A 12,484-nucleotide genomic window follows, 5' to 3' on the forward strand; every position below is an offset into this window, starting at 1 on the left:
TTGCATGAGCAGTAACTTCAGACATCACCTGTTGAGTCTGTCGTTACTGGTTGGCATAGCGGCCCCCTGGGCCGCTTTTGCTCAGGCGCCAATCAGTAGTGTCGGCTCAGGCTCGGTCGAAGACCGCGTCACTCAACTTGAGCGTATCTCTAACGCTCACAGCCAGCTTTTAACCCAACTTCAGCAGCAGCTCTCCGATAATCAGTCCGATATCGATTCTTTGCGCGGCCAAATCCAGGAAAATCAGTATCAACTGAATCAGGTGATGGAGCGCCAGAAGCAAATTATGCTGCAGCTGGGGAGCTTAAATAATGGCGGCGCAGCGCAGCCAGCAGCTGGTGACCAGAGCGGGGCGGCAACCACTGCGACCCCCGCCCCGGATGCCGGTACGGCAACCTCAGGGGCGCCGGTACAAAGTGGCGATGCGAATACCGATTACAATGCGGCAATTGCGCTGGTGCAGGATAAGTCTCGCCAGGATGATGCGATTGTGGCGTTTCAGAACTTCATCAAGAAATACCCTGATTCTACTTATCAGCCGAACGCCAATTATTGGCTGGGCCAGTTGAATTACAACAAGGGTAAAAAAGATGACGCCGCCTATTATTTCGCCTCGGTAGTAAAAAACTATCCTAAGTCGCCGAAGGCTGCGGACGCGATGTACAAAGTTGGCGTTATCATGCAGGACAAAGGTGATACGGCAAAAGCGAAAGCGGTTTATCAGCAGGTGATTAACAAATATCCTGGCACTGATGGCGCGAAACAGGCGCAAAAGCGTCTTAACGCGATGTAATGCGTACCATGCGACCAGAAAACGCCTTTTTTCTGGTCGCGTCGTGCGATTCCTAAGCAGTTGAGCCCCCTGCGTCGAAATTTTTGTTGCGCTCAAATCTGAAATCAGTAATATATGCCGCCGTTGCCACGGGATATTAAACAACTCGAAAGCAACGTAAAAGTGGGTCGTTAGCTCAGTTGGTAGAGCAGTTGACTTTTAATCAATTGGTCGCAGGTTCGAATCCTGCACGACCCACCAATCGTTCGGTGGAAACGAGAATAAAGCGTGAAGGATAACGTTGCGTCAGCAACGGCCCGTAGGGCGAGGCGAAGCCGAGTCATCCTGCACGACCCACCACTAACTTCGGTTAGTCAGTAATATCCAGCGTAGTATCGGGTGATTAGCTCAGCTGGGAGAGCACCTCCCTTACAAGGAGGGGGTCGGCGGTTCGATCCCGTCATCACCCACCACTTGGGTCGTTAGCTCAGTTGGTAGAGCAGTTGACTTTTAATCAATTGGTCGCAGGTTCGAATCCTGCACGACCCACCAATTTAACATCAAACTCAGATGTTGAACGTGAAGGATAACGTTGCGTCAGCAACGGCCCGTAGGGCGAGGCGAAGCCGAGTCATCCTGCACGACCCACCATCTTTAGATGGTCCGAGTAAAATCTTTCAGGCAGCACCCGTATGGGTCGTTAGCTCAGTTGGTAGAGCAGTTGACTTTTAATCAATTGGTCGCAGGTTCGAATCCTGCACGACCCACCAATATACAAGGTGGTAACTGGTAGAGAACGTGAAGGATAATGTTGCTTTAGCAACGGCCCGAAGGGCGAGGCGAAGCCGAGTCATCCTGCACGACCCACCATCCTGAATGATTGAAGCAGTAACCCTTATCCAAGGGGTCGTTAGCTCAGTTGGTAGAGCAGTTGACTTTTAATCAATTGGTCGCAGGTTCGAATCCTGCACGACCCACCAATGTAAAAAAGCGCCCTAAAGGCGCTTTTTTGCTATCTGCGATTTATAAGATTCGAACCTGCCGCAGGTCCGGGTCTCACGCAGTGAGACAACGGAGCCGTTTACGGCGACGGCCCGAAGGGCGAGCGAAGCGAGTCATCCTGCACGACCCACCAATGTAAAAAAGCGCCCTAAAGGCGCTTTTTTGCTATCTGCGATATGGAAGATTCGAACCTGCCGCAGGTTCGGGTCTTGCCTGATGCGCTGCGCTTATCAGGCCTACAGACGGCACCGCTCACGTAGGCCAGATAAGACGTTACGCCGCCATCAGATACGGGGCTACGTAATTATTGTGACTTTCCTTATTGAATCAGCTATCTTGTTTAGCATATAAAACAAATTAACCGATTGTGGCGTTTATTACGCTTTCATTCGGTTGTTTCGTTAAGTCAGTAAAACGAGAAGCCACGATGAGCGTAATGTTTGACCCACAAGCCGCAATCTACCCGTTCCCGCCGAAACCAACGCCGTTGAACGACGATGAAAAGCAATTTTATCGTGAGAAAATCAAGCGTTTGCTCAAAGAGCGCAATGCCGTCATGGTGGCGCACTACTACACCGATCCGGAAATTCAACAGTTAGCAGAAGAAACCGGCGGCTGTATTTCCGACTCGCTGGAAATGGCCCGTTTCGGCGCGAAGCACGCCGCATCCACGTTACTGGTAGCGGGCGTACGGTTTATGGGGGAAACCGCCAAAATCCTCAGCCCGGAAAAAAACATTCTTATGCCTACGCTGGCGGCGGAATGTTCGCTGGATTTAGGCTGCCCAATAGACGAATTTAGCGCTTTTTGTGATGCGCACCCTGACAGAACCGTAGTGGTCTATGCTAACACCTCGGCTGCTGTTAAAGCGCGTGCGGACTGGGTTGTGACCTCCAGTATCGCCGTAGAACTGATTGAGCATCTGGATAGTTTGGGGGAAAAAATTATCTGGGCGCCGGACAGACACCTGGGGAATTACGTGCAAAAACAGACCGGGGCCGATGTACTGTGTTGGCAAGGGGCGTGTATCGTGCATGACGAGTTTAAAACCCAGGCGTTGACCCGTTTAAAAAAAATCTATCCCGATGCCGCTCTTCTGGTTCACCCTGAATCGCCGCAGTCCATTGTCGAGATGGCCGATGCGGTGGGCTCCACCAGTCAGCTTATTAAGGCGGCAAAAACGCTGCCGCACAGACAGCTTATCGTGGCGACCGATCGCGGCATCTTCTACAAAATGCAGCAGGCGGTGCCTGAAAAAGAACTGCTTGAAGCGCCCACGGCTGGCGAGGGGGCGACCTGCCGTAGCTGCGCGCACTGTCCGTGGATGGCGATGAATGGCCTGAAAGCCATTGCTGAAGGGCTGGAGCAGGGAGGCGCGGCGCATGAAATACAGGTTGATGCGGCGCTACGCGAGGGCGCATTACTGCCGCTCAACCGGATGCTGGATTTTGCGGCTACACTTCGGGCGTAAAGACGGAAATCTTTGGGGGAGAGAATGGATTTTTTTAGTACGCACAACATACTGATTCATATTCCGATTGGCGCTGGCGGGTACGATCTCTCGTGGATCGAAGCGGTAGGAACCATCGCCGGCCTGCTCTGTATTTGGCTTGCCAGTCTGGAGAAGATCAGCAACTACTTTTTTGGACTGGTTAACGTCACCCTGTTTGCGATTATTTTCTTTCAGATCCAGCTTTATGCCAGCCTGTTGCTGCAACTCTTTTTCTTTGCCGCCAATATTTATGGCTGGTATGCGTGGTCGCGGCAAACAAAGGATAATCAAGCCGAGCTTAAAATCCGCTGGCTGCCGTTGCCAAAAGCAATGGCATGGCTGGCGATATGTGTGATAGTTATCGGTTTGATGACGCGATATATCGATCCCGTATTCGCCGTCCTGACGCGCGTGGCCGTCGCCATTATGCAGATGCTGGGGTTACAGGTGACAATGCCTGTACTGCAACCGGACGCTTTCCCGTTCTGGGACTCTTGCATGATGGTGCTGTCTATCGCGGCGATGATTCTGATGACACGCAAATATGTCGAAAACTGGCTCCTGTGGGTGGTAATCAACGTGATCAGTGTGGTGATTTTTGCTTTGCAGGGCGTCTATGCGATGTCGCTGGAATATCTGATCCTGACATTTATCGCCGTGAACGGTAGTCGCCTGTGGATAAACAGCGCGCGGGAGCGAGGATCGCGCGCGCTTTCCCGTTAATGGTGATGAACATGCCCGGATGGCGTCTGATTCAGATGACAGTCCGGGCCGTGACACACTTGATACTCCATCTGAATCGTAGCGTGCGCAATATGGTATTCGTGCATCAGGAAATCCTGGATACGTTCCAGCAGCGCATCATGGTCGTGTGGCGGAATGACCTGAGCGTGCAATGTCATGACCGGTTTTTCGCCGACCATCCAGACATGCACATGGTGTACGTTGCGGACTTCGGGGATTTCCCGGCTTAAATGGCGCTGTAAGGCATTAATATCCAGTGAAACCGGCGCGCCTTCCAGCAATTCGTTGACGCTATCTTTTAACAAACGCCAGGCGCTGCGTAGTACCAGTACCGAAACCAGAATAGAGAGAATCGGGTCCGCTGGCGTCCAGCCCGTCCAGATAATGATCAACGCGGCGACTATTGCGCCGACGGAACCCAGCAAATCGCCCATCACATGTAGCGCGGCAGCGCGCACGTTCAGGTTTTTTTCATCGCTTCCCCGATGGAGTATCCAGAACGCAAACAGGTTCGCCAGCAGACCCGCAACCGCAATTACCATCATCAGATTGCCCGCCACCGGACGTGGCGTGTAAAAGCGCTCTATCGCTTCCCAGACAATGAGAAGGGTAATGACCACCAACGCAATGGCATTCACAAAAGCCGCCAGTGTGGTGAGTCTTAGCCAGCCAAAAGTGTGGCGAACAGTCGGGGGACGACGGGAAAATTGAACCGCCAGCAGCGCAAAGAGAAGGGCCGCCGCGTCGGTGAGCATATGTCCCGCATCCGCCAACAACGCCAGAGAGCCGGAGAGTATCCCGCCCACCACCTCAAGGAGCATAAATCCGGCAGTGACGATAAAGGCGAAAAGCAGGCGACGAGCATTATTATCTTTCGGCAGGTGTGAATCGGCATGAGAGTGTGAGTGCGCCATAACGTCATTCCTTTGTTATTCTCATCAATACTGTAGACATCATACTGATTTTTCGCTGACAAAATAAAAAGGAGAGCGAAAGCTCTCCCGTTATCAGACTTTTTTCTGCATTACTGTGTGGTACCGTCGGTTTTGGTATTCACGTCATTATTGACGCCATTACCGGTTTCCACTTTTTTATTAATATCCGGGCAGCGACCGTCTTTACACATGGTATTTTTATGCTCTTCATCCTTGGTCATTCCGTCATGATTCATGGTTGAACCGTCTGGATGCTGCATCGTGCTGTTAGTATTGCCGTTGGTATTGATGTCGTTGTTATTCACATCATTCGGCGCTACATTCTGGCGGGCGTCCGGGGCAACCTGACCGGCATTTGCCGCCGAGTTCGCCTGGCCATTACTGGATTGCGCGTTAGATTCAGCAGCTAACGCTGCGCCGCTGGCAAGGCCGAGGGTAGCGGTGAGTAAAAGCGTAGTCAGTTTTGTCATTTTCATAAGATGCTCCTGTTATGGTGGATATGTCGGATAACCTCTTCCAACAGTGCACGTGTCAGTCAAATCCTCAAATAAGGGATAAAAAGCGTTCGCCGCCGCGGGTTAACGCAGCAGAGAATCTTGCAATAATTCATAAACAGAGTGGTTACAGTTAAAAAGTGTAGGTTAGATCCCATTTTTCGCTACATTTGTGCGTTTTTTTCCTGAATTCCAGGATTATTCCGTTCAAAGTGTAAAAGCCCGTTTACACTATTTAATTGAAGAGATAGATTGGAGGGATTGCATTCATTGGGATAAGTACGGCAACACTGGAATAAACATGAATTATCAGAACGACGATTTACGCATTAAAGAAATCAACGAGTTATTACCTCCGGTCGCGCTGCTGGAAAAGTTTCCCGCTACGGAAAATGCAGCGAATACCGTTGCTCACGCGCGCAAAGCCATCCATAAAATTCTCAAAGGCAATGACGATCGTCTGCTGGTTGTGATCGGTCCTTGTTCAATTCATGATCCGGCAGCGGCGAAAGAGTATGCCGCCCGTTTGCTGGCGCTACGCGATGAGCTTCAAGGCGAGCTTGAAATTGTCATGCGCGTCTATTTTGAGAAACCGCGTACCACCGTCGGCTGGAAAGGGCTGATTAACGATCCGCACATGGATAACAGCTTCCAGATTAACGACGGTCTGCGTATTGCGCGCAAACTGCTGCTGGATATTAACGACAGCGGCCTGCCTGCCGCCGGCGAATTCCTCGATATGATCACGCCGCAATATCTGGCCGATCTGATGAGCTGGGGCGCCATTGGCGCGCGGACTACTGAATCCCAGGTTCATCGCGAACTGGCGTCTGGCCTCTCTTGTCCGGTCGGTTTTAAAAATGGTACTGATGGCACGATTAAAGTCGCCATTGACGCCATCAACGCCGCCGGCGCGCCGCATTGCTTCCTCTCCGTCACTAAATGGGGTCATTCGGCGATTGTGAATACCAGCGGCAACGGCGACTGCCATATCATTCTGCGCGGCGGTAAAGCGCCAAACTATAGCGCGCAACATGTTGCTGAGGTGAAAGAAGGCCTCATCAAAGCGGGACTGACGCCGCAGGTCATGATCGATTTCAGCCATGCCAACTCCTGTAAGCAATTTCAAAAGCAGATGGAGGTTTGCGCCGATGTCTGTCAGCAGATAGCGGGCGGTGAAAAAGCGATTATTGGCGTGATGGTAGAGAGTCATCTGGTAGAAGGAAACCAGAGTCTGGAAAGCGGTCAGCCGCTGACCTACGGTAAAAGCATTACTGACGCCTGTATTGGCTGGGAAGATACCGATGCGCTGCTTCGTCAGTTGTCGGCAGCGGTAAAAGCCCGTCGCGGCTAAGTTTAGTTTCTATCCTGTGGTGAAGTGCAGGATAGAAAACATATCGGTCCGGTAACAGCCTACCGGACCGATATTGCCAATATTAATGTATTATTATTTGGCGTACTTGGGTACTTCCTGCTTCTGGAGAGTATTTCCTTCCGAATCAATTCCTACAATGACTCTATAGCGGTCAAAATATAACTTCTTAATGGATTCTGTTCCTAATTCTTCGTAGGCAACAATTTCTACTGATTTAACATGTTTTGTATTAATTGCAGACGCTCCTCCAATCCCGAGTAGCGAAACCCCACCGTATTTTTTACAAAGCTCAGCGACATAATCAGCACGATCGCCTTTGCCAAGAAACGCAGTTGCCCCTTGTTGAAACATCATTTCTACAAATGGGTCCATACGCGCGGCCGTTGTAGGACCGTTGGAGCCAATAGGTAAACCAGGTCTGGCAGGGCAGGGGCCAGCATAGTAAATCGTTTGGTTTTGAAAATCGACCGGTGATTTTTCTCCGTTACTAAGCGCTACTTCGATTTTTTTATGCGCGGCGTCACGGCAGGTGTAAGCAAATCCAGTGAGAAATAATATATCGCCGACCTTAAGAGTTTTCGCTTTCTCTTTAGTCAATGGTAATGTTAATTCCATCATAGCTTCTCCAGGTATTAAATGATTTCACTAGCGTGGCGGCTTGCATTACATTGGAAATTGATTGCGACTGGCAGTGCAGTGATATGGCAAGGATAGTAATCGACATGCACGCCTAACGCCGTAATACGCCCGCCCATACCTAAAGGGCCGATCCCTGTATTATTCACGGCCTCTAATAATTCAGCTTCGAGCTGGGCATAAAGTGGTTTAGCATTGAACTCACCAAGAGGGCGTAATAATGCTTTCTTAGCCATCCACGAACAGTGATCCATTGTACCGCCAACGCCGATACCAATAATATAAGGAGGGCATGGATTGCCTCCTACACGACGGACAGTTTCCAGAACAAAATCTTTTATACCATCAATACCATCGCCGGGAAGCAATGTTTTAAAAGTTCCCATATTTTCGCTACCGCCGCCCTTTGGCATAACGGTAATTGTCACTCGGTCACCATCAACAATTTCAGTATGTAAAATTGCAGGAGTATTATCATTAGTATTAATACGTTCTAATGGATCTGCAACCATGGATTTTCTTAAGTATCCATTTTCATAGCCCTGGCGAACACCCTGGTTCACCTGATCTTTAAGCGGCTTACCTTCCCAGCATACATGTTGTCCAATTTCCATTATAACGATACAAGTGCCGGTATCATGGCAGCATGCAAGTTGTTCTTTTTTTGCATACTCTCCATTATCAATTAATATCTTAATGGTTTCCTTGCCGATCTTTGACTCTTCTTTATCATATGCTTTACGAAAAGAACACATGAGATTATCATCCAGTTCATAACAAGCTTTTTTTACAAGTTTTTCGATAACCGGAATGATAATTTCTGTATTTAATATACGACTCATACTCCCTCCAGTGCTATGTTGCATTGTTTTATCCATTGATCACATTTTCATGATATTCGTATTCATTGTAGGAAGGAAATATGTTATTTTTATTAAATGATAAATTTTATTTATAGTAGTGGAAAATAGATGGAAATTAGACAATTAGAATATTTTGTAAGCGCTTCTTTGTTAGGTAACTTAACCAGAGTTGCTGAGCGGCATTTTGTTTCTCAACCTAATATCACCATTGCTATTAAGAAGTTAGAGACTGAATTAGGGGTGACATTATTTGATAGAAAGAAAAATAAACTTGTCCTTACTGAGGAGGGCATGTTTTTCTTACAAAAAATTGAACCTATCCTTATTGCGTTAAAAAATAGCGTAGCGGAAATGAAAGATTATCGTAATGAAAATGGTGGCATAGTAACTTTGGGGATCCCACCGATGATAAGTTTGTTTCTTTTTTCACCGCTCTTCAAGCATTTCCGAGAGATTTATCCAGAGATGGAACTCTCTCTTGTTGAAGAGGGGACTTTTGGTTTACATGATAAACTTTCTGCTGGAGAGCTGGATCTTGCTATTGTTATTATTAATGACTGTCCAAAAGAATTAGTTACGGTACCATTAATGACTCAGCAGCACGTGGTATGTATGTCAGATAAACATCCTCTGGCAAAAAAGGATAGTATCGATTGGGAAGATCTACAATATGAGCCATTGATACTAATGAAAAAAGATTCCTGGCATAGAAAAACGATTATTGAAGAATGTACAAAGCGAGGAATTCATACACATATTTTTCTATCATCAAACAGGGTTCAAACCAACATAGATCTGGTTGCTAAAAATGAAGGAATTTCTTTCATTTTGGACGCTGTCGATCTTAAAGCCGAAAAAGTAATAACCAAGGCCATGACTGAGCCGACTTATGTTACGATTGGTTTGGCCTGGAAGAAAGATAAATATTTATCATATGCAACCAGAGCGTTAATTAAATTCATTGAGGATTATATTAAAGAACATTTTACAATTAAATAATTATATTTGTTCTTCAACAAAAATTTCCCATAGCTCTTCGGCATCTGGAGGCATTCTCTTGGCTGGTCTATAAAGTCTTATTTCTATGGGTACCCATAAATTGCTTTCTTTTTCCGCTGCAGTAACAATAGTTTTAGCCTCTATATCTTGCCTGGCAAGGCTTTGAGGTATCCAGGCAACACCATCGCCAATAGTGTTGCTGCCAGATCGGCCACAAAGGCAACATTTATATTATGGGTAATTCTGTTAATAGACGCTGTATTTGCTATTATTCTTCCCAGACCTGATTGTGATGAAAAAGAAAGGTAAGGGAATTGAATCTTATTATTTATATTCCACAACGGTTTTAACGTTTCTGAGTCTGGTTTACTGAATGGAATTAATGTATCAAACCCAAGACGAATGCTCATAAAGTTATTTTTATTTAAATTTAGATGCATATGTGGGTGATGGTGACACAGCAAAAATTGTGAATCTCCCTGCCGCATCATTTTTTCGCACGCATTCAATGAGTCAGATAAAAGACGAAATGAACCAAATTTTGCAATTTTATCACTCTGTTTTAACAAATGCGGTACAAAAGAGAAAGACAAAGCATGCGTTGCTGAAAAAACAAGACTAGGTTGTTTATTACCTGCGGCCTCAAGGGTATCACTTTTCAATGTGTACAAGGAGTGGATCAGTTCGGGAAGCTGGTCTGTAAATACTTCTCCGGCCTTGGTAAGGGTGACTCCCCGTTTACTTCTTTCAAAAAGGGGCGTACCCACCCATTCTTCGAGAGATTGTATCCGACGACTAAATGCGGGTTGAGTCACATATCTTGAGGCAGACGCTTTTGAGAAATTCAACGTTTCTTTTAGAGCCAGACAGTCTTCGAGCCATGTTAGTTCGAGGTGATGCCGATATTGCATAAGCTGCAACCTTATTAGCATTGGATGAGTTTCATTTATATAAGTAGCATTATACACAGACAGATTTTAAGAGGAAATTATTTGATTAAACAGAAACAAAAGCAGTAAGAATATGTTATGCCTTTGTCGGGTAAGTGTTGTTATTTATGTGAGTGTATTCTTTCTCAATAGAAATTAATTAGATGTAATTTTAGTATAACATGTGATTTATGCTTGTTGCAGTTGTATTCATGACTGTAATGAGTTGTTTTTGTACCCTAATAATATAAGGACGTATACATGTCACCAGCGATTATTACTTTGTTGGTTTTAGTGGTTGCAATAATTATCTTTGTTAGCGATCGTCTTCCTATGGGATTAGTTGCATTTATGGTCCCAATGGCACTTTATTTTACCGGTGTTATCGATGCTAAGGATATTTTTGCTTCAATCGTAAATGCGAATGTTATTCTTATCGTCGCCATGTGTGTACTCGGTGCGGCATTTTTTAAAACAGGTTTGGCATGGCAATCAAGTAAAATTTTACTAAAATATGCTAAAACAGAAAGAAGCCTTAGTGTATTGATTTTTCTTATTGGTGGAGTTATGTCTGCCTTTGTTTCTAATAGCGGAACAGTTGCTGTGCTAATTCCTATTGTTTTAGGTATTGCCGCCAGTAGTCAGATTAAGCCTATTAAACTTCTTATGCCTCTGGTTTTTGGGGCAACAATCGGTGCTGATATTTCTATTATCGGTTCGCCAGGAAATCTGATTGCTAAAAATACTATTGAAACTTTTAGTAAGGGAAGTCTGTCGGTGCCATTTTTCGAATACGCTAAAATTGGTATTCCTTTGCTGATTGCATGCTCTATATTTCTCTATTTCTTCGGTTCAAAACTCATCGCAGATCGTGATGGAAATACACAATCTGATTCTCAAATGGATTATAGCCAAATTCCGGCCTGGCATAGAAATTTAACTTTAGCCGTTTTTATTCTGTCTATCGCTGGAATGGTGGCAACTGATTATATTAAGTTTCTGCCTCCAATGCATATTATTGCGTGTTGTGCGGCTATTGTTCTTGTATTTGCTGGCGTTTTAACACAAAAGGAAACTTTTAATTCTTTTGAAACGCTAACTGTTTTCATGCTTGCGTTTATGATGCCTTTAGGAGCCGCGCTTAATTCTACTGGTGCTGGAGAAATGATTGCTAATGCCGTTATTTCAGTAACCGGAGATTCTGGCGTTATGATTATTATGGCGTCATTGTGGATACTTACATGGGCTTTGACTCAAGTAATGAGTAACACTGCAGCATGTACGTTGTTATGCCCGGTAGGATGGACTATCGCACAATCTATTGGCGCAGACCCTCGTGCAGTTGTTATTGCTGTTTTTATTGCGAGTAGTGTTGCTGTTTGTACCCCAATGGCTATTCCAGCAAACTCAATGATTATTGGCCCGGGGAATGTTAAATTTAAAGATTTCTTAAAACCCGGATTGGCGATTAGTTTGGTTTGTTTTATCGTTAGTATGATTTTACTACCGATATTTTATCCCTTCTATTAATGCCTGATATTACTTTTCTATTTTAGATTATTAAATTTGAGACTTTATTATGAATAGTTCGGTGCTATTAGGTGAAGGCTTCACTCTGATGTTCCTCGGCATGGGGTTCGTGCTGGCGTTTCTGTTCTTGCTGATTTTCGCCATCCGCGGCATGTCCGCCGCCGTCAACCGTTTCTTCCCTGAACCGGTCCCAGTACCGAAGGCGGCACCTGCCGCCGCCGCGCCCGTCGTGGACGACTTCACCCGCTTAAAGCCGGTGATTGCCGCCGCCATTCACCATCACCGCCTTAACGCTTAATTCCCGGAGGGATCCATGACTATTGCCATTACCGACGTCGTCCTGCGTGACGTCCACCAGTCCCTGTTCGCCACCCGCCTGCGTCTTGACGATATGCTGCCGATTGCCGCTCAGCTCGACGACGTGGGCTACGGCTCCCTCGAATGCTGGGGCGGCGCCACCTTTGACGCCTGTATCCGTTTCCTCGGCGAAGACCCGTGGGTCCGCCTGCGCGAACTCAAAAAAGCCATGCCCAAAACCCCGCTGCAGATGCTGCTGCGCGGCCAGAACCTGCTCGGCTACCGCCACTACGCCGATGACGTGGTGGAACGCTTCGTTGAACGCGCGGTGAAAAACGGCATGGATGTGTTCCGCGTCTTCGATGCCATGAACGACCCGCGCAATATGAAAGCCGCACTGCAGGCGGTGCGCAGCC

The 12,484-nt window shown here is 46.7% G+C and carries 11 protein-coding genes, 5 tRNA genes, 1 other RNA gene and 2 pseudogenes; 14 read left to right on the top strand and 5 right to left on the bottom strand.

All coding sequences use genetic code 11. The features are described 5' to 3' along the window. Nucleotides 1-4: 4 nt before the first annotated feature. From cpoB to pnuC, 9 genes are all read left to right on the top strand, one after another. Entirely contained in the window at nt 5-793 is a 789-nt protein-coding gene (cpoB, locus tag J4728_RS05685) for a cell division protein CpoB (protein ID WP_000097552.1), read from the top strand. Between the two features lie 164 nt (nt 794-957). Next, nucleotides 958-1,033: transfer RNA gene (locus J4728_RS05690), tRNA-Lys, on the top strand. A 136-nt stretch (nt 1,034-1,169) separates the two neighbouring features. After that, nucleotides 1,170-1,245: transfer RNA gene (locus tag J4728_RS05695), tRNA-Val, on the top strand. Nucleotides 1,246-1,248: 3 nt separating this feature from the next. Beyond that, a tRNA-Lys gene (locus J4728_RS05700) sits at nt 1,249-1,324 on the top strand. A gap of 142 nt (nt 1,325-1,466) precedes the next feature. Continuing rightward, nucleotides 1,467-1,542: transfer RNA gene (locus J4728_RS05705), tRNA-Lys, on the top strand. Nucleotides 1,543-1,676: 134 nt separating this feature from the next. After that, nucleotides 1,677-1,752 (top strand) — tRNA-Lys (locus tag J4728_RS05710). Nucleotides 1,753-1,781: 29 nt separating this feature from the next. Next, nucleotides 1,782-1,907: non-coding RNA, RtT sRNA (locus tag J4728_RS05715), on the top strand. A gap of 294 nt (nt 1,908-2,201) precedes the next feature. Beyond that, nucleotides 2,202-3,245 carry a quinolinate synthase NadA gene (nadA, locus tag J4728_RS05720; RefSeq protein ID WP_000115334.1) on the top strand — a complete coding sequence of 348 codons (1,044 nt, stop codon included), beginning with the start codon at nt 2,202-2,204 and terminating at the stop codon, nt 3,243-3,245. 24 nt (nt 3,246-3,269) lie between these two features. Further along, nucleotides 3,270-3,989: a nicotinamide riboside transporter PnuC gene (pnuC, locus tag J4728_RS05725; protein WP_000345373.1), complete on the top strand. Its 720-nt coding sequence runs from the start codon at nt 3,270-3,272 to the stop codon at nt 3,987-3,989. Here pnuC and zitB read toward each other — a convergent pair. After that, nucleotides 3,986-4,924, bottom strand: a complete 939-nt coding sequence (zitB, locus tag J4728_RS05730; RefSeq protein ID WP_000951250.1) for a CDF family zinc transporter ZitB — start codon at nt 4,922-4,924, stop codon at nt 3,986-3,988. The genes pnuC and zitB overlap by 4 nt on opposite strands. Before the next feature lie 110 nt (nt 4,925-5,034). Beyond that, nucleotides 5,035-5,421, bottom strand: a complete 387-nt coding sequence (locus J4728_RS05735) for a YbgS-like family protein (RefSeq protein ID WP_000784380.1) — start codon at nt 5,419-5,421, stop codon at nt 5,035-5,037. A 319-nt stretch (nt 5,422-5,740) separates the two neighbouring features. Between J4728_RS05735 and aroG the strand changes: the two genes are divergently transcribed. Next, complete coding sequence (aroG, locus tag J4728_RS05740) at nt 5,741-6,793, top strand: 3-deoxy-7-phosphoheptulonate synthase AroG (RefSeq protein ID WP_001109233.1); 1,053 nt, start codon at nt 5,741-5,743, stop codon at nt 6,791-6,793. Between the two features lie 93 nt (nt 6,794-6,886). Here the strand turns inward: aroG and J4728_RS05745 are convergent, their stop codons facing one another. Beyond that, nucleotides 6,887-7,432 carry a FumA C-terminus/TtdB family hydratase beta subunit gene (locus tag J4728_RS05745; RefSeq protein WP_000970374.1) on the bottom strand — a complete coding sequence of 182 codons (546 nt, stop codon included), beginning with the start codon at nt 7,430-7,432 and terminating at the stop codon, nt 6,887-6,889. Between the two features lie 14 nt (nt 7,433-7,446). Then, on the bottom strand, nt 7,447-8,292 hold the full coding sequence (locus J4728_RS05750; RefSeq protein ID WP_000086831.1) for a fumarate hydratase: 846 nt from the start codon (nt 8,290-8,292) through the stop codon (nt 7,447-7,449). Nucleotides 8,293-8,421: 129 nt separating this feature from the next. Between J4728_RS05750 and J4728_RS05755 the strand changes: the two genes are divergently transcribed. Continuing rightward, entirely contained in the window at nt 8,422-9,312 is an 891-nt protein-coding gene (locus J4728_RS05755) for a LysR family transcriptional regulator (protein WP_000405927.1), read from the top strand. Here J4728_RS05755 and J4728_RS05760 read toward each other — a convergent pair. Further along, nucleotides 9,313-10,280 (bottom strand): annotated as a pseudogene (locus tag J4728_RS05760) (LysR family transcriptional regulator). 222 nt (nt 10,281-10,502) lie between these two features. Here J4728_RS05760 and J4728_RS05765 point away from each other — a divergent pair. The 3 genes and pseudogenes from J4728_RS05765 to J4728_RS05775 all read left to right on the top strand — a co-directional run. Then, a complete protein-coding gene (locus J4728_RS05765) occupies nt 10,503-11,771 on the top strand; it encodes an SLC13 family permease (protein WP_000074128.1) in 1,269 nt (422 codons plus the stop codon). A 49-nt stretch (nt 11,772-11,820) separates the two neighbouring features. After that, nucleotides 11,821-12,069: an oxaloacetate decarboxylase subunit gamma gene (locus tag J4728_RS05770; protein ID WP_208211388.1), complete on the top strand. Its 249-nt coding sequence runs from the start codon at nt 11,821-11,823 to the stop codon at nt 12,067-12,069. A 15-nt stretch (nt 12,070-12,084) separates the two neighbouring features. Beyond that, nucleotides 12,085-12,484, top strand: a pseudogene (locus tag J4728_RS05775) (oxaloacetate decarboxylase); the annotation flags it as partial.

Source organism: Salmonella sp. 32070601201500089SM, from assembly GCF_017573605.1.
GTDB lineage: Bacteria > Pseudomonadota > Gammaproteobacteria > Enterobacterales > Enterobacteriaceae > Salmonella > Salmonella enterica.

What these genes read in the sequence shown, in the direction of transcription:
- J4728_RS05735 (WP_000784380.1), bottom strand. Translation starts at nt 5,421, where the DNA reads ATGAAAATGACAAAACTGACTACGCTTTTACTCACCGCTACCCTCGGC.
- zitB (WP_000951250.1), bottom strand. Translation starts at nt 4,924, where the DNA reads ATGGCGCACTCACACTCTCATGCCGATTCACACCTGCCGAAAGATAAT.
- aroG (WP_001109233.1), top strand. Translation starts at nt 5,741, where the DNA reads ATGAATTATCAGAACGACGATTTACGCATTAAAGAAATCAACGAGTTA.
- J4728_RS05755 (WP_000405927.1), top strand. Translation starts at nt 8,422, where the DNA reads ATGGAAATTAGACAATTAGAATATTTTGTAAGCGCTTCTTTGTTAGGT.
- J4728_RS05770 (WP_208211388.1), top strand. Translation starts at nt 11,821, where the DNA reads ATGAATAGTTCGGTGCTATTAGGTGAAGGCTTCACTCTGATGTTCCTC.
- J4728_RS05765 (WP_000074128.1), top strand. Translation starts at nt 10,503, where the DNA reads ATGTCACCAGCGATTATTACTTTGTTGGTTTTAGTGGTTGCAATAATT.
- cpoB (WP_000097552.1), top strand. Translation starts at nt 5, where the DNA reads ATGAGCAGTAACTTCAGACATCACCTGTTGAGTCTGTCGTTACTGGTT.
- J4728_RS05745 (WP_000970374.1), bottom strand. Translation starts at nt 7,432, where the DNA reads ATGATGGAATTAACATTACCATTGACTAAAGAGAAAGCGAAAACTCTT.
- nadA (WP_000115334.1), top strand. Translation starts at nt 2,202, where the DNA reads ATGAGCGTAATGTTTGACCCACAAGCCGCAATCTACCCGTTCCCGCCG.
- J4728_RS05750 (WP_000086831.1), bottom strand. Translation starts at nt 8,292, where the DNA reads ATGAGTCGTATATTAAATACAGAAATTATCATTCCGGTTATCGAAAAA.
- pnuC (WP_000345373.1), top strand. Translation starts at nt 3,270, where the DNA reads ATGGATTTTTTTAGTACGCACAACATACTGATTCATATTCCGATTGGC.